General features: G+C 54.6%; 15 protein-coding genes, 2 tRNA genes and 2 other RNA genes. 9 read left to right on the top strand and 10 right to left on the bottom strand.

Annotated elements, in window-relative coordinates:
* Nucleotides 1–615 carry a thymidine kinase gene (gene tdk, locus AM329_RS04855; RefSeq protein ID WP_032610234.1) on the bottom strand — a complete coding sequence of 205 codons (615 nt, stop codon included), beginning with the start codon at nucleotides 613–615 and terminating at the stop codon, nucleotides 1–3.
* 550 nt (nucleotides 616–1,165) lie between these two features.
* Between tdk and hns the strand changes: the two genes are divergently transcribed.
* A complete protein-coding gene (hns, locus tag AM329_RS04850) occupies nucleotides 1,166–1,579 on the top strand; it encodes a histone-like nucleoid-structuring protein H-NS (protein ID WP_003856724.1) in 414 nt (137 codons plus the stop codon).
* Between the two features lie 202 nt (nucleotides 1,580–1,781).
* On the opposite strand, the gene galU is transcribed toward hns, so the two are convergent.
* From galU to rssA, 3 genes are all read right to left on the bottom strand, one after another.
* Nucleotides 1,782–2,687: a UTP--glucose-1-phosphate uridylyltransferase GalU gene (gene galU, locus AM329_RS04845; RefSeq protein WP_003856723.1), complete on the bottom strand. Its 906-nt coding sequence runs from the start codon at nucleotides 2,685–2,687 to the stop codon at nucleotides 1,782–1,784.
* A 199-nt stretch (nucleotides 2,688–2,886) separates the two neighbouring features.
* On the bottom strand, nucleotides 2,887–3,900 hold the full coding sequence (rssB, locus tag AM329_RS04840; RefSeq protein ID WP_003856721.1) for a two-component system response regulator RssB: 1,014 nt from the start codon (nucleotides 3,898–3,900) through the stop codon (nucleotides 2,887–2,889).
* A gap of 89 nt (nucleotides 3,901–3,989) precedes the next feature.
* Nucleotides 3,990–4,892 carry a patatin-like phospholipase RssA gene (rssA, locus tag AM329_RS04835; protein ID WP_003856719.1) on the bottom strand — a complete coding sequence of 301 codons (903 nt, stop codon included), beginning with the start codon at nucleotides 4,890–4,892 and terminating at the stop codon, nucleotides 3,990–3,992.
* Nucleotides 4,893–5,005: 113 nt separating this feature from the next.
* Here rssA and AM329_RS04830 point away from each other — a divergent pair, with 113 nt between their 5' ends.
* From AM329_RS04830 to AM329_RS04805, 6 genes are all read left to right on the top strand, one after another.
* Nucleotides 5,006–5,470 (top strand): YchJ family protein, encoded by a 465-nt coding sequence (locus AM329_RS04830; protein ID WP_032609423.1) that lies wholly within the window; start codon nucleotides 5,006–5,008, stop codon nucleotides 5,468–5,470.
* A gap of 41 nt (nucleotides 5,471–5,511) precedes the next feature.
* Entirely contained in the window at nucleotides 5,512–6,354 is an 843-nt protein-coding gene (gene purU, locus AM329_RS04825) for a formyltetrahydrofolate deformylase (protein ID WP_003856715.1), read from the top strand.
* 157 nt (nucleotides 6,355–6,511) lie between these two features.
* Nucleotides 6,512–6,596: transfer RNA gene (locus tag AM329_RS04820), tRNA-Tyr, on the top strand.
* A 34-nt stretch (nucleotides 6,597–6,630) separates the two neighbouring features.
* Nucleotides 6,631–6,715: transfer RNA gene (locus tag AM329_RS04815), tRNA-Tyr, on the top strand.
* Between the two features lie 45 nt (nucleotides 6,716–6,760).
* Nucleotides 6,761–6,891: non-coding RNA, RtT sRNA (locus AM329_RS04810), on the top strand.
* Nucleotides 6,892–6,936: 45 nt separating this feature from the next.
* A non-coding RNA gene (locus AM329_RS04805) (RtT sRNA) lies at nucleotides 6,937–7,067 on the top strand.
* Nucleotides 7,068–7,278: 211 nt separating this feature from the next.
* On the opposite strand, the gene narI is transcribed toward AM329_RS04805, so the two are convergent.
* The 5 genes from narI to AM329_RS04780 all read right to left on the bottom strand — a co-directional run bounded on the left by narI (nucleotide 7,279) and on the right by AM329_RS04780 (nucleotide 15,717).
* The gene (gene narI, locus AM329_RS04800; RefSeq protein ID WP_003856712.1) at nucleotides 7,279–7,956 is read right to left on the bottom strand and encodes a respiratory nitrate reductase subunit gamma; all 678 of its coding nucleotides are present in this window, start codon (nucleotides 7,954–7,956) and stop codon (nucleotides 7,279–7,281) included.
* Nucleotides 7,956–8,666, bottom strand: a complete 711-nt coding sequence (narJ, locus tag AM329_RS04795) for a nitrate reductase molybdenum cofactor assembly chaperone (protein WP_032609429.1) — start codon at nucleotides 8,664–8,666, stop codon at nucleotides 7,956–7,958. Before narJ ends, narI begins: the two co-directional genes overlap by 1 nt.
* Nucleotides 8,663–10,198, bottom strand: coding sequence for a nitrate reductase subunit beta (gene narH / locus AM329_RS04790; RefSeq protein ID WP_017384243.1), 1,536 nt, complete (start codon nucleotides 10,196–10,198; stop codon nucleotides 8,663–8,665). Before narH ends, narJ begins: the two co-directional genes overlap by 4 nt.
* Complete coding sequence (locus AM329_RS04785) at nucleotides 10,195–13,938, bottom strand: nitrate reductase subunit alpha (protein ID WP_023300281.1); 3,744 nt, start codon at nucleotides 13,936–13,938, stop codon at nucleotides 10,195–10,197. Before AM329_RS04785 ends, narH begins: the two co-directional genes overlap by 4 nt.
* A 381-nt stretch (nucleotides 13,939–14,319) precedes the next feature.
* Complete coding sequence (locus AM329_RS04780; RefSeq protein ID WP_003856705.1) at nucleotides 14,320–15,717, bottom strand: NarK family nitrate/nitrite MFS transporter; 1,398 nt, start codon at nucleotides 15,715–15,717, stop codon at nucleotides 14,320–14,322.
* A gap of 309 nt (nucleotides 15,718–16,026) precedes the next feature.
* Here AM329_RS04780 and narX point away from each other — a divergent pair, with 309 nt between their 5' ends.
* Both narX and narL read left to right on the top strand, forming a co-directional pair.
* Nucleotides 16,027–17,823, top strand: a complete 1,797-nt coding sequence (narX, locus tag AM329_RS04775; RefSeq protein WP_032609432.1) for a nitrate/nitrite two-component system sensor histidine kinase NarX — start codon at nucleotides 16,027–16,029, stop codon at nucleotides 17,821–17,823.
* On the top strand, nucleotides 17,816–18,466 hold the full coding sequence (gene narL / locus AM329_RS04770) for a two-component system response regulator NarL (RefSeq protein ID WP_003856701.1): 651 nt from the start codon (nucleotides 17,816–17,818) through the stop codon (nucleotides 18,464–18,466). Before narX ends, narL begins: the two co-directional genes overlap by 8 nt.
* Nucleotide 18,467: 1 nt before the next feature.
* On the opposite strand, the gene AM329_RS04765 is transcribed toward narL, so the two are convergent.
* Nucleotides 18,468–19,886, bottom strand: coding sequence for a YchO/YchP family invasin (locus AM329_RS04765; protein WP_032609434.1), 1,419 nt, complete (start codon nucleotides 19,884–19,886; stop codon nucleotides 18,468–18,470).
* Nucleotides 19,887–19,988: the final 102 nt, after the last annotated feature.

The raw sequence follows: 19,988 nt of genomic DNA, 5'->3' as shown, positions 1-19,988 counted from the left end.
TTATTTTCGATTGTCGCCCTGTAACGCCGTCAGCGAGCCTACAGCCAGCGCCTCTTTATAATGCTTGCGGCAGACCGAGACATAACGTTCATTGCCTCCTATCACCACCTGCTCGCCATCAGCATAGGGTTTACCCGACTGGTCCAGGCGAAGAACCATACTTGCCTTGCGGCCACAAAAGCAGATTGTTTTCAGCTCAACCAGCTTATCCGACCAGGCGAGCAGATACTGGCTGCCGGCAAATAACTCCCCACGAAAATCGGTACGTAATCCATAGCAAAGAACGGGAATATCCAGCTCATCAACGACCTCTGAAAGCGCATGGACCTGCTCACGGGTCAGGAACTGGCTTTCATCTACCAGCACGCAATGGACAGGCTTAGAGGCATGCTCGACACGAATGTCCTCCAGCAGGTCCGTTTGAGGGTTAAACAGCCTTGCAGGCGATGAAAGCCCTATTCTTGAGCTTACCTTCCCTGCCCCAAAGCGATCGTCGATTTCGGCGGTATAAACAACGGTACGCATCCCCCGCTCCTGATAATTGTATGAGGATTGCAGTAACGCCGTCGATTTCCCTGCATTCATTGCCGAATAGTAGAAATAAAGTTGTGCCATTGGCCGAAGAACCCTAATCAATGTGAAATATTCCCGATGGATCATTGTACCATATTTTGTACCGTCAGCTGCGGCGAGCAGCACACTCCAACCTGCCATGCACCGGTAAATCCTTCGCGAGTAGCGCAAAATAATGCGTTAAAACAGGCAGTAAAGGCATTAAACACTGACAATAAGGTGAGACCGCAACCAGAGATAACACTTCTTTTTATAGTGTCTTCTTCGTTCATTAAAATTCACTATTTATTAACTATTCCTGGCTTCGCTGCGTTTACACGGGGTAATACAAAAGGCTGATATTTATCAACCGCAACTATAATTCCTGAGGTAAAAGTCACAAAACAAACATGCAAATGACGCGCTTTTGCCGTTTGAAACGATATCTCGCAGCCCCAACAAACAATGAAATTTAAGTTAGCGTAATTAATAATAGCGTCGTTTATTTTGTATTTTTTGAATTCCTTACATTCCCACCTATTGCATAAGTGAAATTAAGGCTCTATTATTAGGACAACAAACCCACCCCCATTATAAGTTTGAGATTACTACAATGAGCGAAGCACTTAAAATTCTGAACAACATCCGTACTCTTCGTGCGCAGGCAAGAGAATGTACCCTTGAGACGCTTGAAGAAATGCTCGAAAAATTAGAAGTTGTAGTTAACGAACGTCGTGAAGAAGAAAGCGCAGCTGCGGCTGAAATCGAAGAACGTACACGTAAACTGCAACAGTATCGCGAAATGCTGATTGCCGATGGTATCGATCCAAACGAATTGCTGAACAGCATGGCTGCGGCTAAAACCGGTACCAAAGCAAAACGCGCGGCACGTCCTGCTAAATATAGCTACATCGATGAGAACGGCGAAGAGAAAACCTGGACTGGCCAGGGCCGTACTCCTGCTGTAATCAAGAAAGCAATGGACGAACAAGGTAAACAACTGGATGACTTCCTGATCAAGGATTAATCTGGAAAGATTCTGAAAAATCCCGCTTAATGCGGGATTTTTTATGCCTGTAATATCCGCCCGAACATCTCCTTACATTCTGTCATATTGTGAGGCTCCGTATTTAACGTCCTTGACAATCCCCCGTCATTTACAGAGTGACAGGCATAAAAAAACCGGTGGGCGACGCCACACCGGTCTTGTTCACAGGCTGGTGAGTTTATTACTTAATACCCACGCTACCTTTGAGCCAGGCTTTAAATTCTTCACCCAGGCTGTTATGGCGAATACCATATTCGACGAATGCCTGCATATAACCGAGCTTATTCCCGCAGTCATGGCTCTTACCTTTCATATGGTAGGCTTCCACGGTCTCTTTCTCGATCAGCATATCGATAGCATCCGTCAGCTGGATTTCATCGCCCGCACCCGGAGGCGTTTTCGCCAGCAGCGCCCAAATTTCAGCGCTCAGTACGTAACGACCAACAACAGCAAGGTTAGACGGCGCGACGTCCGCTTTAGGTTTTTCAACAACGCCAACCATCGGTACGCTTTCGCCAGGTTGCAGGTCAACGCCTTTGCAGTCAACCACGCCGTAAGCGGTCACGTCGTCGACTGGCTCAACCATAATCTGGCTGCTGCCGGTTTCGTCGAAGCGTTTAATCATTTCCGCCAGGTTTTCCTGGGAAAGATCGGACTCGTACTCATCAAGGATCACATCAGGCAGAATAACCGCGACCGGCTCATCACCCACTACAGGATGTGCGCACAATACTGCATGCCCCAGGCCCTTCGCCAGGCCCTGACGAACCTGCATAATGGTAACGTGTGGAGGACAAATAGACTGCACTTCCTCCAGCAGCTGGCGCTTAACGCGTTTTTCCAGCATTGCTTCGAGTTCGAAACTGGTATCGAAATGGTTTTCGATAGAGTTTTTAGATGAATGCGTCACCAGCACAATTTCGGTGATACCTGCTGCAATACATTCATTCACGACATACTGGATTAATGGCTTATCAACCAGAGGCAGCATCTCTTTTGGGATTGCCTTCGTCGCTGGCAACATCCTGGTACCCAATCCCGCCACCGGGATAACGGCCTTTCTGACTTTCGAATTAAGGGCAGCCATTGAAATTCTCCTGAACTGTTCAAGTTTTGAACTTTTATGCATTGAATAACGCGTTAAGTATACAGTCTCAGCCACTAATACGGGTCTGAAAAGAACGCGTTGCCGATCAATTAAGACAAATACGCATGAAACTGGCAGCGATAGTAGCACTGCCAGCAAAAACACAGGTAAAGCAATCTGAAAAATAAAATCTGACTGCTTACTCCGTGGACAACATTAAGCGTAACCGCCCTCCGGCACCCCAAATTTGGCACTGCCAGGAGGTGCAGCGATGGCTAATTTGATTAAGGTAAGTATTTCCCAGCGTACCCAACGGCACGCCGTTACTCACCTGAATATGGTGTTCGCCAGTATTCAGTGTGGCATTTAATCCCGCAGACACCAGAATAAGGTTATTCAACCCGCTGTGATAATAGCCAACCAGAAGCGGGAACTGCCCCGGTAAATTGGCCTGGCGAAAAAGTTGGTTGACCTGTTTTAGTAAACTGCCTAACTCAGGAAGTCGTTGCCCCTGATGGGATAATTGTTCCTGTAGCAATCCATTAAACAGCGCCCGGAGTAATAAGGCCGCCAGAACGCCGTTATCTCCCGCTCGGGTAACATCGAGGCAATAAAAAGCGAGGTCGGAATCCGAGAGCGGCGCAATATCCAGCACCAGTCCAGGCTGGTCAGCCGCTACCAGCTGGCGATAATTTACTCTGCAATGAGAGATATTTTGCTGCACCGGCGGCTGAAGTTCCTGAAGCAGCTTCGCGGCCGCGAGCGGATTACTGACTAAAGCATCCCAGTCCTGGAAAAGACGTTCTTCTTCTTCCACCCGGGAATTGAACATATTGGGATACAGGCAGGCCAACACCGTTTCGCGCAGACGGTTTAAATCTTTAACCGGTTTGAGCAGGATATCCTGCACTCCTAAACGCAACGCCTTAGCAATATCCGCCATATTTTCGGTGGCCGAGATCACCAGTATCGGTGTCTGATAACCTTCATTACGCAGGTTTTCTACCAGCATTAATCCGTCCATGCGCGGCATCTCGAGATCGCAGATCATCAGATCCGGCGCCATGCTGGCCATTTTTTCCAGTGCCTCGACGCCATCTTCGGCAAGGGACGTGGTTGCACCCAGTGAGGATAACCACGAATCCAGTAGCGATCGGAAAACGGGCTCGTCTTCTACTATCAAAATATGTTTTCCGGCCAATGGCTGTGTCATGGTTCCTCCCCTGGCTGACAGTTACTCAATAGTGGCATGCTATTGGTACTATCGCCTGTCAGATTTTGCTGAAGTAATCAAAAAAGTGCTCAACGTGCTGTACGCACAAAAGGCAACAGTTCATCTATTTTCTTTTCGACGGCTAACGAGCCCGCTGCTATGGCGGCCTCAGCCCGGTGGAAATCAAGGGTAGAGATTTGTGGACAATAGGGTTGAATAAGAATATCCGGAGGATCGCCAGCCATACGGTTTCGCTTGAGGCGATTCTCAAGAATTTGAATAGAGGTCGTCATGATTTCAATGGCGTTCGGTGCGGTCACCGCGCGACGGGCAGCCAGGCGCCCTATTCTGCCGCGTAATCGAGCATGCCAGGCAAGTTTCTCTTCTTCCGCATCATCGCTCTGAAGATTAACCGGCATCAAATCTTGCTGCATGAGGTGAGCATCGTGCTGTAAATCCACGGCAATAACGATATCCGCCCCCATGGCGCGCGTCAGAGAGACAGGGACAGGATTCACTACACCACCGTCAACGAGCCAGTAGCCGTTGTGAGGCACAGGCGCCATTAACCCAGGCATACTACAGGATGCACGAACGGCGAGATGAATATCCCCTTCGGTGAGCCATAACTCCCTGCCCGTACTGAGGTTGGTTGCAACGGCCCCGAAAGGCATTTGGCAGTGGCTGAAGTCAGCGAGGGGCATTATCTTGCGAAACTGATTGAACACGCGTTCGCCGCGCAGCAGGCCGCCACGCTGCCAGGAGAGATCCATCAGGCGCAGCACATCCCAGTAACTGAAGGAGCGCACCCAGCTTTCAAGCTCCGGGAGCTTACCGCAGGCGTACGCAGATCCGACCAGCGACCCGATAGAACATCCTGCAACAATATCAACGTCAATCCCCATCTGGTTTAAGGTATTGATAACGCCAATATGTGACCAACCCCGGGCAGCACCTGAGCCCAACGCCAGTCCAATTTTTACCTTTCTCATTAGCCCTGTTTTACTTCCCCTGGATTCCCGACATAGCGTCAACGCACCTGCTCAGTTAACATATTGCTACCTTAAGCGTTTAACGCCTTATTTTTTGTTCCAGGAAGAGAATCGTGTCTCAACTCTGCCCCTGTGGTAGCGCTCTGGAGTATAGCCTATGTTGCCAGCGATATCTTTCTGGCAAGCAGGTTGCACCAGACCCGTCACACCTTATGCGCTCGCGGTATACTGCTTTTGTGATCAAAAACGCAGACTACCTGATTAAGACCTGGCATCCGTCCTGCCATGCTGCCGATTTTCGCCAAGAGATTGAAGCCGGATTTGCTAACACCGTCTGGCTGGGCCTCACCGTCTTTGAAGCCGCTCCCGGCCGCGATGCGAACGAGGGCTATGTCAGTTTTGTCGCCCGCTTTAGCGAACAAAACAAACCCAGCACCATCATTGAACGCTCACGGTTCTTAAAGGACAGCGGGCAATGGTATTATATTGACGGCACACGTCCGCAATTCGGTCGTAACGATCCCTGCCCCTGTGGTTCAGGAAAAAAATTTAAAAAGTGTTGCGGCAGTAATGCCTGACAACTCAGACTTCGCAAATACATAAACAGGATTTCCCGGCGATGCAATCATTACAACGTAAAGTTCTGCGCACTATCTGTCCCGATCAAAAAGGGCTGATCGCACGAATTACCAACATTTGCTACAAGCATGAACTGAATATCGTGCAGAACAACGAGTTCGTTGACCACCGTACTGGTCGCTTCTTTATGCGTACTGAACTGGAAGGCATTTTCAACGACACAACCTTGCTTGCCGATCTGGACAGCGCCCTGCCGGAAGGCTCGGTGCGCGAGCTGAACCCGGCGGGCCGTCGCCGTATTGTCATTCTGGTCACCAAAGAGGCGCACTGCCTGGGCGATCTGCTGATGAAAGCCAACTACGGTGGCCTGGACGTCGAAATTGCCGCCGTCATTGGCAACCACGAGACGCTGCGTACACTGGTTGAACGTTTCGACATTCCGTTTGAGCTGGTCAGTCACGAAGGCCATACCCGTGAAGAGCACGACAACCTGATGGCTGCTGCGATTGAAGCGCATAACCCGGACTACGTGGTGCTGGCGAAATATATGCGCGTGCTGACGCCATCCTTCGTGGCGCGCTTCCCGAACAAGATTATCAACATCCACCACTCCTTCCTGCCAGCCTTTATTGGCGCGCGTCCGTATCACCAGGCATACGAGCGTGGGGTGAAGATCATTGGCGCAACCGCGCACTACGTGAATGATAATCTGGATGAAGGCCCAATCATCATGCAGGACGTGATTCACGTGGATCACACCTACACGGCAGAAGATATGATGCGTGCTGGCCGTGACGTTGAGAAGAACGTACTAAGCCGTGCGCTGTATCAGGTACTTGCCCAGCGCGTCTTTGTGTACGGCAACAGAACGATTATTCTTTAATCCCTCGGAAAATGAATTGATTAGCTTTACGCCTTTGCGGATAAAAAGCAGGCAAACAGCTTCATTTTCCTAAAGGAATGCTTTACAGGGGCGTCTCATTTGATATGATGCGCCCCGCTTCCAACAGTAAGCAGGCCAGTTAAAAGCATTACCCCGTGGTGGGGTTCCCGAGCGGCCAAAGGGAGCAGACTGTAAATCTGCCGTCATCGACTTCGAAGGTTCGAATCCTTCCCCCACCACCATATCCAGCTTTACCTCAAAATATGAATTACCCCTGGTGGGGTTCCCGAGCGGCCAAAGGGAGCAGACTGTAAATCTGCCGTCATCGACTTCGAAGGTTCGAATCCTTCCCCCACCACCATTGCTTCCAGATGCTACAGCACTCTCTCAAAGCACAATGCCCCATGGTTCTTCAGTGCGGGGAAGGATGAGAAGCTTCGACCAGGGTTCGATTCGAGCGTAGCGAGAAAGCGTTGCCGCAGGCAACGACCCGAAGGGCGAAGCGCGAAGCGCTGAGTAATCCTTCCCCCACCACCATCACTTCCAGATGCTACAGCACTCTCTCAAAGCACAATGCCCCATGGTTCTTCAGTGCGGGGAAGGATAAGAAGCTTCGACCAGGGTTCGATTCGAGCGTAGCGAGAAAGCGTTGCCGCAGGCAACGACCCGAAGGGCGAAGCGCGAAGCGCTGAGTAATCCTTCCCCCACCACCATCACTTCCAGATGCTACAGCACTCTCTCAAAGCACAATGCCCCATGGTTCTCCCATGCGGGGAAGGATAAGAAGCTTCGACCAGGGTTCGATTCGAGCATAGTGAATTCTGTAGGCCGGGTAAGGCGCAGCCGCCACCCGGCATCCGCACGAAACCCTGGATCGGGGACAAAAAAAACCCCGCATATGCGGGGTTGTATTAATACAGCGAATCAGCGACGAGCACGCACAACCTGATATTTGCGCGTCAGGTACTCCACCGGCGCACTCCAGATGTGCACCAGGCGAGAGAACGGGAACAGCACAAACAGGGTCATACCCAACACCAGGTGAACGCGGAAGATGAACGCCACGCCGTCCAGATGCTCAGAGGCGCCCCCGCGGAAGGTCACGACAGACTGCGCCCATCCCACCAGCTTCATCATCTCGCTGCCGTCCATATGCTGCGCAGAGAATGGAATGGTCAGCAGACCAAGCGCACACTGCACCATCAGCAGGGAGAGGATCAGGATGTCCGCTCCGGTCGTGGTAGCCCGCACGCGTGGGCTGAACAGACGGCGTTTCAGCAGCAACAGACCACCCACCAGGGTCATCACGCCGCAGGCGCCACCGGCGAGCATCGCCATCTTCTGCTTCACGTCAATCGGCAGCCACGCTTCGTACATCCAGTGCGGGGTCAGCATCCCCAGGAAGTGACCGGCGAAAATCCCCAAAATCCCGATGTGGAACAGGTTTGACGCCAGGTTCATCCCTTTACGATCCAGCATCTGGCTGGAGGCAGCACGCCAGGTGTACTGGCCATAGTCATAACGCAGCCAGCTTCCCACCAGGAACACGGTGCCCGCGATATACGGGTAAATGTCAAAGAAGAACATATTCAGGAAGTGCATTAGTGCTGTCCTCCGTTAGAGATATTCAAATATTGCGGAGCCACCGCTCCGGCAAAACGACGCTGATGCGCGGAGATTTCAGATTCGCCACAGCTCTGGTCAGCAAAGAATTTCACCTGCTCTTCTTCCCAGACGGCATCCAGTGCTTGTGGGGTATCGTCCCTGGCTTCATCCGCGATTTTTTCCGCCACTTTTTTACTGTCAACCGAGGCGTTAGCCAGTTTCACCAGCAGATCAAACAGGAGTGCATAGCTGCTCTCACGTTGCTGGAGACGCGCGCCGAGCAACGCCAGAATGGGAGCAATATCCTGCAACCCGCCCAGCGCTTCCTCTTTCGGCAACTGCGCCAGATATTCCAGATACAGCGGCAGGTGATCCGGCAGCTCGCGGCTGTCGAGTTGCAAACCGTGCTGCTCGTACTGGGCCATCAGATCCACCATCGCCTGACCACGGTCGCGGGATTCACCGTGAACGTGTTCGAACAGCAGCAGAGACGTGGCACGCCCCCGGTCAAACAGCTGGTTGTAGTCCGCCTGCGCATCAAGAAGATCGCGCGCCAGCAGATCGCGGAGGAAAACGCCCAGCTTCTGGGCATCCTCTTTATCCAGGTTTTCAGATGACGCGAGTGCATCAAAGAGTTCCTGTTGATGCTGCACAAGCGCAGCATCAGGGTACTCGAGCAGACGCGAAACAATGACGAGTTCAATCATTGGTGCGGCTCCGTTTTGCTGGTCACATCCATCGCGTCGATGCGGCGGCTGTTGAACAGGTTGAATTTGCTGTCTGACCCGTGGCAACCGTCGCCAAAGGTAAAGCCACACCCACTTTTCTCCGGGAAGGCCTCGCGAGCCAGTTCACGGTGGCTGCTCGGCACCACGAAACGATCTTCGTAGTTAGCGATTGCCAGATAGCGGTACATCTCCTGCGCCTGCGCTTCGGTCAGACCAACCTCTTCCAGCGCGCGGGTATCGTTCACGCCGTCAACGGTTTCCGCACGTTTGAAGTGACGCATCGCCAGCATACGTTTCAGCGCCAGCAGTACCGGCTGGGTATCCCCGGCGGTGAGCAGGTTGGCCAGATACTGAACCGGGATACGCAGGCTTTCCACGTCCGGCAGAATGCCGTTGCTGCCCAGTTCACCCGCGTCCGCCGCAGACTGAATCGGAGACAGCGGCGGCACGTACCAGACCATCGGCAGCGTGCGGTATTCCGGGTGCAGCGGCAGGGCCAGCTTCCAGTCCATCGCCATTTTGTACACCGGAGACTGCTGTGCGGCGTCAATCACGCTCTGCGGAATACCGTCTTTCAGCGCCTGCTCAATAACCTTCGGATCGTTTGGATCGAGGAAGACATCCAGTTGACGCTGATACAGATCTTTCTCGTTCTCGGTGCTTGCGGCATTTTCAATCGCGTCCGCGTCGTACAACAGCACGCCGAGGTAGCGGATACGACCTACGCAGCTCTCTGAGCAGACGGTCGGCATACCGGCTTCGATACGCGGGTAGCAGAAGATGCACTTCTCAGACTTACCGCTCTTCCAGTTGAAGTAGATTTTTTTGTACGGGCAGCCGGTGATGCACATACGCCAGCCGCGGCACTTGTCCTGGTCGATCAGCACAATGCCATCTTCTTCACGCTTGTAGATGGCGCCGCTTGGGCAGGTCGCCACGCACGCCGGGTTAAGGCAGTGTTCGCACAGGCGCGGCAGGTACATCATGAAGGTGTTTTCGAACTGGCCGTACATCGCCTTCTGCATGTTCTCGAAGTTCTGGTCTTTGGCGCGTTTTTCGAACTCGCCGCCCAGAATCTCTTCCCAGTTTGGACCGCTGGTAATTTTGTCCATGCGCTGGCCGGTGATCAGCGAGCGAGGACGGGCGATCGGCTGGTGTTTGCTTTCCGGCGCGTTGTGCAGGTTCTGGTAGTCGTAATCAAATGGCTCGTAGTAATCATCGATGCCCGGCAGATGCGGGTTAGCGAAGATTTTACCCAGCAGCATGGCACGGTTACCCATGCGCGGTTGCAGTTTGCCGTTGATTTTACGGATCCAGCCGCCCTTCCACTTCTCCTGGTTTTCCCAGTCGGTCGGGAAGCCGGTGCCCGGCTTACTTTCCACGTTGTTGAACCAGGCGTACTCCATACCTTCACGGCTGGTCCAGACGTTTTTACAGGTGACTGAGCAGGTATGACAGCCGATGCATTTATCCAGATTCAGCACCATGCCGACTTGTGAACGAATTTTCATTTTACGCTCTCCTGTACCTGGTCATTACCTTCGCCATCTAACCAGTTAATATTCTTCATCTTACGTACCACCACGAACTCATCGCGGTTCGATCCTACGGTGCCGTAGTAGTTAAAGCCGTAGGCCAGCTGGGCATAACCACCGATCATGTGGGTCGGCTTCGGCGTAATACGGGTCACGGAGTTGTGAATACCGCCGCGCTGTTCGGTGATCTCAGACCCCGGCAGGTTAACGATACGTTCCTGCGCGTGGTACATCATGGTCATCCCGGCCGGTACACGCTGGCTCACTACCGCACGTGCCGTCAGGGCACCGTTGCTGTTGAACACTTCAATCCAGTCGTTATCTTCGATACCCAGATCTTTGGCGTCCGCTTCGCTCATCCAGACGATTGGCCCCCCGCGCGACAGGGTCAGCATCAGCAGGTTGTCGCTATAGGTGGAGTGGATACCCCACTTCTGGTGCGGCGTCAGGAAGTTCAGCGCCTTCTCAGGGTTACCGTTCGATTTCGCACCCATCACCGCTTTCACGGAGCGGGTGTCGATTGGCGGACGGTACACAAGCAGGCTTTCACCGAAGTCACGCATCCACTGGTGATCCTGATACAGAGACTGACGGCCAGACAGCGTGCGCCATGGGATCAACTCGTGAACGTTGGTGTATCCGGCGTTATAGGACACATGTTCATCTTCGAGGCCAGACCAGGTCGGGCTGGAGATAATCTTGCGCGGCTGGGCCTGAATATCGCGGAAGCGGATTTTCTCTTCCTCTTTATTCTTCGCCAGGTGCGTATGGTCACGACCGGTAAACTCGCTCAGGGCCGCCCAGGCTTTCACCGCCACGTGGCCGTTGGTTTCCGGGGCCAGGGTCAGGATCATTTCCGCCGCATCAATCGCCGTGTTCAGCATCGGCTGGCCTTTCGCCGGGCCGTCCGCTTTGGTGTAATTGAGCTTGCGCAGCAGGTCCATTTCACTCTGGGTGTTCCAGGCGATCCCTTTCCCGCCGTTACCGATTTTTTCCATCAGCGGGCCGATAGAGGTAAAGCGCTCGTACGTTGCCGGGTAATCACGTTCAACCGGAATAATGTGCGGCGCGGTTACGCCTGGGATCAGGTCGCACTCGCCTTTTTTCCAGTCCTTCACGTCCAGCGGTTGCGCCAGTTCGGCAGCGGAGTCGTGCTGGATTGGCAGCGTCACCACGTCGGTCTCTTTGCCCAGGTGCCCTACACAGACTTCGGAGAATTTCTTCGCGATGTCTTTGTAGATTTCCCAGTCGCTTTTTGATTCCCATGCCGGGTCAACGGCCGCAGACAGCGGATGAATAAACGGATGCATATCCGACGTATTCATGTCGTCTTTTTCGTACCAGGTGGCGGTAGGCAGCACGATATCGGAGTACAGGCAGGTACTGGACAGACGGAAGTCCAGCGTTACCACCAGATCCAGCTTGCCGTCCAGACCGTTGTCTTTCCATTCAACTTCTTCTGGCTTCACGCCGCCCTGCTTGCCGAGATCTTTACCCTGAATACCGTTTTCGGTACCGAGCAGGTATTTCAGCATGTATTCATGGCCTTTACCGGACGAACCCAGCAGGTTAGAGCGCCAGATGAACAGGTTACGCGGATGGTTTTTACCGTTCTCCGGCTGTTCTGCCGCGAAGCGGATTGAGCCGTCTTTGAGGGATTTAACGGTGTAGTCAACCGGTGACATGCCCGCTTTCTTCGCCGCTTCCGCAATGCGCAGCGGGTTCGTGCCCAGCTGCGGCGCAGACGGCAGCCAGCCCATACGCTCAGCGCGCACGTTGAAGTCAATCAGGTGGCCGCTGTAGCGGGATTTATCCGCCATCGGCGACAGCAGTTCCTGGGCGGTAACCGTCTCGTAGCGCCACTGGCTGGAGTGGTTATAGAAGTAGGAGGTGCTGTTCATGTGACGGGCCGGACGCTGCCAGTCAAGGGCAAACGCCAGCGGCTGCCAGCCGGTCTGCGGACGCAGTTTTTCCTGGCCCACGTAGTGCGCCCAGCCGCCGCCGCTCTGCCCGACGCAGCCGCAGAAGATCAGCATGTTGATCAGGCCGCGATAGTTCATATCGAGGTGATACCAGTGGTTCAGACCGGCACCGACGATGATCATGGAGCGACCGTGGGTTTTGTCGGCGTTTTCCGCAAATTCACGCGCGATACGGGTGATCTGCGCGCGTGGCACGCCGGTGATCTGCTCCGCCCAGGCCGGGGTATAAGCCTTCACGTCATCATAGCTGGTCGCGCAGTTTTCATCGTTCAGGCCGCGCTCTAGGCCGTAGTTCGCCATGGTCAGATCGTAGACGGTAGTGACCAGAGCAGTAGAACCGTCCGCCAGTTGCAGGCGCTTAACCGGCAGTTTGTGCATCAGAACGTTTTGCAGCTCAACCTTGTTGAAGTGCTCGGAACCTTCACCACCAAAGTACGGGAAGCCGACATCGGCGATCTCATCCTGGCTGCCCAGCATGCTGAGACGAAGTTCCGTCTCTTCACCCGTGGTGCCGTTACGCTGCTCCAGGTTCCATTTGCCTTTTTCGCCCCAGCGGAAGCCGATAGAGCCGTTTGGCGCCACCAGCTCGCCGTTGCTGTTGCAGGCGACCGTTTTCCACTCCGGGTTGTTTTCCTGACCCAGCGCGTCCACCAGATCTGCGGCACGCAGCATACGGCCTGCGGCGTAATAGCCGTCACGCTCTTCGAGCATCACCAGCATTGGCATGTCGGTGTAGCGACGCACGTAATCAGTGAAATACTGGCTTGGCTTGTCGAGGTGGAATTCGCGCAGCATGACGTGGCCCATCGCCAGCGCCATGGCGGCATCGGTACCCTGTTTCGGCGCCAGCCACAGGTCGCACAGCTTGGCAATTTCGGCGTAGTCTGGGGTCACGGCAACGGTTTTGGTCCCTTTGTAACGTACTTCAGTAAAGAAGTGCGCATCCGGGGTACGGGTCTGCGGAACGTTAGAGCCCCAGGCGATGATGTAGCTGGAGTTGTACCAGTCAGCGGACTCCGGCACGTCGGTCTGCTCGCCCCAGGTCTGTGGCGACGCTGGCGGCAGGTCGCAGTACCAGTCGTAGAAGCTCAGGCAGGTACCGCCGATGAGTGACAGGTAGCGCGCGCCGGAGGCGTAAGAGACCATCGACATCGCCGGGATTGGCGAGAAGCCTGCCACACGGTCAGGACCGTAAGTTTTCACGGTGTAGACGTTGGAAGCCGCAATCAGCTCGTTCACCTCTTTCCAGGAAGAGCGAACGAAACCACCGCGACCACGCGCCTGCTTGAAGCTTTTCGCTTTGTCGGCATCTTCAATGATGGAGGCCCAGGCATCAACCGGATCGCTGTGCTGCACTTTCGCTTCACGCCACATTTTCATCAGGCGTTTACGCATCAGCGGGTATTTCAGTCGGTTTGCGCTGTAGAGATACCAGGAGTAGCTGGCCCCACGCGGGCAGCCACGCGGCTCGTGGTTCGGCATATCCGGACGGGTACGCGGATAATCGGTCTGCTGCATTTCCCAGGTCACCAGACCGTTTTTAACGAAAATCTTCCAGCTACATGAGCCAGTGCAGTTTACGCCGTGGGTAGAACGGACAACTTTGTCATGCTGCCAGCGTTGACGGTAACCGTCTTCCCAGTCCCGGTTGGTATCCAGAACCTGGCCGTGCCCATCGGCAAAAGTTTCACCCTTCTGTTTGAAGTAGCGAAACCGGTCCAAAAATTTGCTCATCGGGTATCTCCTGTGTGGAGCCTGTGGCTCTCTAAATCGACATTGCTGATTTGCAGCGAAGGTAACGCTATGAAAGATGGTGAGAATTGATAACGATCAAGACGAAGGGGGACTCTGAGGGGGGGTATTAGATCAAATACCACCAAAGCGGTAGCTGTTAATATTTTTTAACATTATGATTTATATAGATATATTTTATTTATCGTACAATAAGCGAGGCAAAATTTAACATCTTAGGTATTAAGGGGTAGAAACACCTGTAAAGCGATGGCGATCACAGCGTGACCTGCGGGTGACCACGGGTAACGCCATTAGTATGTTGTAACTATTCAGCGATTAAAAAAAGCGCGGCACTCAGGCCGCGCAAACGGATAATCAAGCTTACTTGTTTTTCTTGGTATTACGGCCATATACCAGCCAGGTGATGACCACGCAGGCGATATAGAAGACGAGGAATACTTTCATCGCACCCGCCGGAGAGCCGGTCAGATCCAGTGAGATACCGAACGCTTTTGGAATAAAGAAGCCGCCAATCGCGCCTATCGCAGAGATAAACCCAAGCGCCGCAGCGGTATCGGTGGCGGCTTCACGCATTGCCTGCTCGTCGCTCCCACCCTGCGCTTTCACGCGGTCCATGGTCAGCTTGCGGAAGATGACAGAGATCATCTGGAAAGTAGACGCACTGCCCAGCCCGGCGGTCAGGAACAGCACCATGAAGACGCCGAAGAAGGCAAAGAAGTTACCCCCCTCACCACCCGCAGGCAGCGTCAGGAACAGCAGCGCACAGAAGATGGCCATTACAACAAAGTTCACCAGCGTAACGCGCGTCCCGCCCAGACGGTCGGAGATCATCCCGCCCAGCGAACGTGCCAGCGCGCCGATAAACGGACCGAAGAAGGCAAACTGAAGGATCTGCACGTCCGGGAACTGGGTTTTAGACAGCATGGCAAAGCCTGCGGAGAAACCGATGAACGAGCCGAAGGTCGCCAGATACAGCAGCGCCATCACCCACAGGTGGCCACGCTTCAGAACCGGCAGCTGCTCGCTCAGTGACGCTTTGGACGCGGACAGATCGTTCATGAAGAACCACGCCGCCAGGGTAAAGACCACCAGGAACGGTACCCAAATCCAGGAGGCGTTTTGCAGGAACAGCACGGAACCGTCGGGCTGCGTCACACCGCCGCCGCCAAAGGCCGCAAAGATGGAGACAGAGATCGCCAGCGGGGCAATCAGCTGCATCACGCTCACGCCCATGTTACCCAGACCGCCGTTAATGCCCAGCGCGCCACCCTGCTTCGCTTTCGGGAAGAAGAAGCTGATGTTTGCCATACTGGACGCAAAGTTCGCCCCCGCAAAACCGCACAGCAGAGAGATAATCACGAACACGCTAAACGGTGTGGAGGTATCCTGCACCGCAAAACCGAGCCACACGCACGGTATGATCATGATCCCGGTACTGAAAGCCGTCCAGCGACGACCACCAAAGACCGGCACCATAAACGCATAAGGAACGCGCAGCAGTGCGCCTGAAAGCGACGGCAACGCGGTCAACATAAACAGCTGATCGGTGGTAAAGGTAAAGCCCACTTTTGGCAGGTTAACCGCAACCGCACTGAACAACATCCAGACGCAAAACGCCAGTAACAGACATGGAACGGAAATCCACAGATTACGACTTGCTACACGGTGGCCGCGCTGTTGCCAGAACGCCGGATCCTCTGGACGCCAGTCTGTAATAACGGCACCAGTTTCCCTTTCGGGAGCGGAAGAGTGACTCATAGACACCTCTGATTCTCGAATGATGCTGCAAACATTAGGGCTTTAGGACGGCGGTAAGTTGATATAAATCAAAGGAAAAGTGGGAGGTTTTGCGGCAAAAAAAAAGCCATCACTCTTAATGAGTAGATGCAAAACGTAAAAAAGGTGTGGTTTTTCACGGTGCTGAGGCATCCCTGCTTCGTCCACCCACTAACCGTTACCCCTCTGGCAATTTAGAGGTAATCCTTTATTGGTATGGGTATACTCCAGGGTATGCACCAGAATAGCGCCATTCCTGCAATCAGGTCACGTCAGGAGCCCGGCAACTCTATGTTAAAAAGATGTTTATCTCCGCTGACGCTGGTTAACCAGCTGGCGCTTATTGTTCTGCTGTCCACCGCTATCGGTGTGACCGGCATGGCTATTTCTGGCTGGCTGGTACAGGGTGTACAGGGTAACGCGCATGCCATCAACGAGGCAGGCTCGCTACGTATGCAGAGTTACCGGCTACTGGCGTCGGTGCCGCTGACGCAGGCTGACCAACCGCTTATCGACGAAATGGAGCGTACCGCATTCAGCCCTGAACTGGAAAGAGCCGCCATCCGTGACGGTCAGCAATCTCAGCTTAAGGCGCTTCAGGGCTACTGGCATACCCAGCTGGAGCCCGGCTTAAAGCGGGCGGAAGACCGGGAAACGGTCGCCCAGGATGTCGCCGGGTTTGTGTCACGCATCGATCATCTTGTCTCCTCATTCGATCGCACCACAGAGTTACGCATTGACCGTGTGGTGATGGTTCACCGCGCAATGGCGCTGTTTATGGGTTTGCTGCTGATTTTCACGGTTATCTGGCTGCGCGCGCGGTTGCTTAACCCCTGGAAACAGCTCCTGGCGATGGCCCGCGCCGTCACACAGCGCGATTTTACCCAGCGCACGCACATCAGCGGGCGCAACGAAATGGCGATGCTTGGCGAGGCGCTCAATACCATGTCGGCAGAGCTATCAGAGAGCTACGCGGTACTGGAACAACGCGTCCAGGAGAAAACCGCCGGGCTTGAGCAAAAAAACGAGATCCTCTCTTTCCTCTGGCAGGCGAACCGTCGCCTGCATATGCAGGTACCGCTTTGCGAACGTCTCTCGCCAGTACTGAACGGCCTGCAAAACCTGACTCTGCTCCGCGATCTTGAGCTTCGGGTTTACGACGTTGAAGATGAGGAAAACCATCAGGAATTTACCTGTCAGTCGGACATCTCCTGCGACGATAAAGGGTGTCATCTGTGCCCGCGCGGCTTGCCGCCGCTTACCACCAGCGGCACGACCCTCAAGTGGCGGCTGATGGACAGCCATACCCAGTACGGTATTTTGCTGGCCACCCTGCCCGCCGGACGTCACCTGAGCCACGACCAGCAGCAGCTGGTCGATACGCTTGTTGAGCAGCTCACGGCCACGCTGGCGCTCGACCGCCACCAGGAGAAACAGCAGCAGCTGATCGTGATGGAGGAGCGTGCCACCATCGCCCGCGAGCTGCACGACTCCATCGCCCAGTCCCTCTCCTGCATGAAGATGCAGGTGAGCTGCCTGCAAATGCAGGACGAAGGCATGCCCGAGAGCAGCAAACAGCTGCTCAGCCAGATCCGCAACGAGCTTAACACCTCGTGGGTTCAGCTTCGCGAGCTGCTGACCACCTTCCGTTTGCAGCTCACCGAGCCGGGGCTGCGCCCTGCGCTGGAGTCCAGCTGTCAGGAGTTTAGTGCCCGGCTGGGCTTCCCGGTGAAGCTGGATTACCAGCTGCCACCGCGTTTTGTCCCCTCTCACCAGGCGATCCATTTGCTGCAAATTGCCCGTGAAGCCCTGAGCAACGTGCTCAAGCATGCCGAGGCGACGGCCGTTACGGTCACCGTCAGCTGCCAGGATAATCAGGTGAGGCTCAGGGTTCAGGATAACGGCCGCGGCGTGCCGGAAAATGCCGAACGAACGAACCATTATGGTTTAATTATCATGCGAGACCGCGCGCAAAGCCTGCGCGGTGATTGCCAGGTTCGCCGGGGAGAGTCAGGTGGCACCGAAGTAGTGGTCACCTTTATACCCGAAAAGCCCCTCATAACTGCTCAAGGAGAAAACCATGACTAATCAGGAACCGGCATCTATCCTGTTGATTGACGATCATCCGATGCTGCGCACTGGCGTTAAACAGCTTGTCAGCATGGCGCCAGATATCACCGTCGTCGGGGAAGCCAGCAACGGCGAACAGGGTATTGAACTTGCCGAATCGCTCGATCCTGATTTGATCTTGCTCGATCTCAACATGCCGGGCATGAATGGCCTGGAAACCCTCGACAAGCTGCGGGAGAAATCCCTCTCTGGCCGGGTGGTGGTCTTCAGCGTCTCAAACCATGAAGAAGACGTGGTCACCGCCCTCAAGCGAGGGGCAGACGGCTATCTGCTGAAAGATATGGAGCCGGAAGATCTGCTCAAGGCGCTGCAACAGGCTGCCGCAGGCGAGATGGTGCTGAGTGAAGCGTTAACGCCGGTACTGGCCGCCAGCCTGCGTGCGAACCGCGCCACGTCTGATCGTGACGTCAGCCAGTTGACCCCGCGCGAGCGTGACATTCTGAAGCTGATTGCCCAGGGGCTGCCGAACAAAATGATCGCCCGCCGTCTGGACATCACCGAGAGCACGGTCAAAGTGCATGTCAAACACATGCTGAAAAAAATGAAGTTAAAATCCCGCGTCGAAGCCGCCGTCTGGGTGCATCAGGAGCGCATTTTTTAACTTACTCATCCGGCAGCAACTTCCACCGTGGATCGTCGGCAGGCATTGCGACGAGCGGTTGCACCACGGAAAGCGTGATCTCATTGGAGGAGACACGCTGCCCATCCTTATCTTCCACCACGGCCGTTAGCCGCCATGCGTTTTTCGCCCCTTCTGAATCATCCCATGCAGGCATGATCACACTCCAGCCATCGCTGCTGTTGCCGTTTGCCGGTGAGGTCAGGCTGAGCGCCTGGGTATCACCCAGCCAGTGGATCTGCCGGATACCGTGCTTGCTGCGAATTTGCAGCTTCAGCATCACGGTTTCGCCTGGCTTAAGATCCCACGGCGGCGTGGCCAGATATACCGAGAGGGTTTTGCGCTGACGGAATTCCATCACGGGCAGATTATCGCGCTCAGGTGAATCATAGCGGCTGCCCCGCAGCGAGCGCGTCGCCGCCACTTCCCCGGCGGAAAGCTGTTTCGCCAGCGGCACGCCAAAGCGATAGTTGAGCTTCAGCCCGAGGTTATTCTGGCTAACGCCGCTCTCCCCCTGCTTATGGGCAGCCGTCAGGGTGACCAGCGGAACGGGGGTATAGTTCAGCCCCAGGTTGACCGCAACCGGATTGTGATACCCCGTACCGCTGTTAAACAGATCGACGTTATCGCCAAAATACTGTTCAAAGCTGACGCTGGTGTTCAGGTGATGAAACCAGGGAAGCCAGGCTTTGGCCGTTACGTCGTACCCGCGCGCCATGCGCTGTTCGCGGATGTCGGAACGCGGCTGCCAGCCAGCGAACGGCTGGTAGTAATTGGCCGACAGGCGCAGGTTTTCACCCCACGCCTCTGCGCCCAGCCCGGCACGTTGCAGGTTGTCTTCCAGCAGGTTGTCGTAAAAGGTGTTGTAGCCCAGCAGCCAGTTTCCGGCAACCCAGCGCTGCCCGATCCCGACATTGCTCACCAGCCCATCTGTCTGCTGCGTCAGGCCAAGCTGGCTCCAGCTCAGATAACGGGTGTTGTCGTTCCAGGGGATAAACCAGCTACCGCTGCTGCCGTTAAAGTTGCCGTCGTCATCCACCAGTACATTGACGTTGGCGTTTCCCCAGGGTGAAAGCCAGGATTCAATCTGCTCGTTGACTTCCCCACTGACGGCATCCCGCACTTTGCCAAACGCGAACTGTCGCGCCTGCTGCCCGGCCGTCAGGCCGTTATCGGTCATACTGGCTTCACCGAAGGCCTTTGCCATTTCAGCCAGATGCTTTTCGCCTTCGGTGGTCGGTTGCGCCATACCGAGATCCGGCAGGCTATCGCCGTTATTATCAAACGGATTCTGCGCCTGCTGCACGAAGGATTTCGGCGCACCGTGAACGGCTCCAGCCGTAAAAAGGGGGAGTAACAGCAAAAAACGGATGCGGGACGATACAGCCTTCAACGTCGTCAATCAGAACCTGTGTTTATGAACAAACACTTATTATGTTAACGCCATAAGCCCTGAAAACCAGTCTTAACAGAAATTTCAGGAATATCCTGAAAAGATTTGTCG

The organism is Enterobacter cloacae complex sp. AR_0002 (genome assembly GCF_001922365.1).
Classification (GTDB): domain Bacteria; phylum Pseudomonadota; class Gammaproteobacteria; order Enterobacterales; family Enterobacteriaceae; genus Enterobacter; species Enterobacter hormaechei_C.
Note: the sequence above shows the minus strand (reverse complement) of the source record. Positions and strands in the feature narration are given on the sequence as shown.

Excerpts from the sequence above, each read along its gene's own strand:
- tdk (WP_032610234.1), bottom strand. The coding sequence starts at position 615 with ATGGCACAACTTTATTTCTACTATTCGGCAATGAATGCAGGGAAATCG.
- hns (WP_003856724.1), top strand. The coding sequence starts at position 1,166 with ATGAGCGAAGCACTTAAAATTCTGAACAACATCCGTACTCTTCGTGCG.
- galU (WP_003856723.1), bottom strand. The coding sequence starts at position 2,687 with ATGGCTGCCCTTAATTCGAAAGTCAGAAAGGCCGTTATCCCGGTGGCG.
- rssB (WP_003856721.1), bottom strand. The coding sequence starts at position 3,900 with ATGACACAGCCATTGGCCGGAAAACATATTTTGATAGTAGAAGACGAG.
- rssA (WP_003856719.1), bottom strand. The coding sequence starts at position 4,892 with ATGAGAAAGGTAAAAATTGGACTGGCGTTGGGCTCAGGTGCTGCCCGG.
- purU (WP_003856715.1), top strand. The coding sequence starts at position 5,512 with ATGCAATCATTACAACGTAAAGTTCTGCGCACTATCTGTCCCGATCAA.
- narI (WP_003856712.1), bottom strand. The coding sequence starts at position 7,956 with ATGCACTTCCTGAATATGTTCTTCTTTGACATTTACCCGTATATCGCG.
- narJ (WP_032609429.1), bottom strand. The coding sequence starts at position 8,666 with ATGATTGAACTCGTCATTGTTTCGCGTCTGCTCGAGTACCCTGATGCT.
- narH (WP_017384243.1), bottom strand. The coding sequence starts at position 10,198 with ATGAAAATTCGTTCACAAGTCGGCATGGTGCTGAATCTGGATAAATGC.
- AM329_RS04785 (WP_023300281.1), bottom strand. The coding sequence starts at position 13,938 with ATGAGCAAATTTTTGGACCGGTTTCGCTACTTCAAACAGAAGGGTGAA.
- AM329_RS04780 (WP_003856705.1), bottom strand. The coding sequence starts at position 15,717 with ATGAGTCACTCTTCCGCTCCCGAAAGGGAAACTGGTGCCGTTATTACA.
- narX (WP_032609432.1), top strand. The coding sequence starts at position 16,027 with ATGTTAAAAAGATGTTTATCTCCGCTGACGCTGGTTAACCAGCTGGCG.
- narL (WP_003856701.1), top strand. The coding sequence starts at position 17,816 with ATGACTAATCAGGAACCGGCATCTATCCTGTTGATTGACGATCATCCG.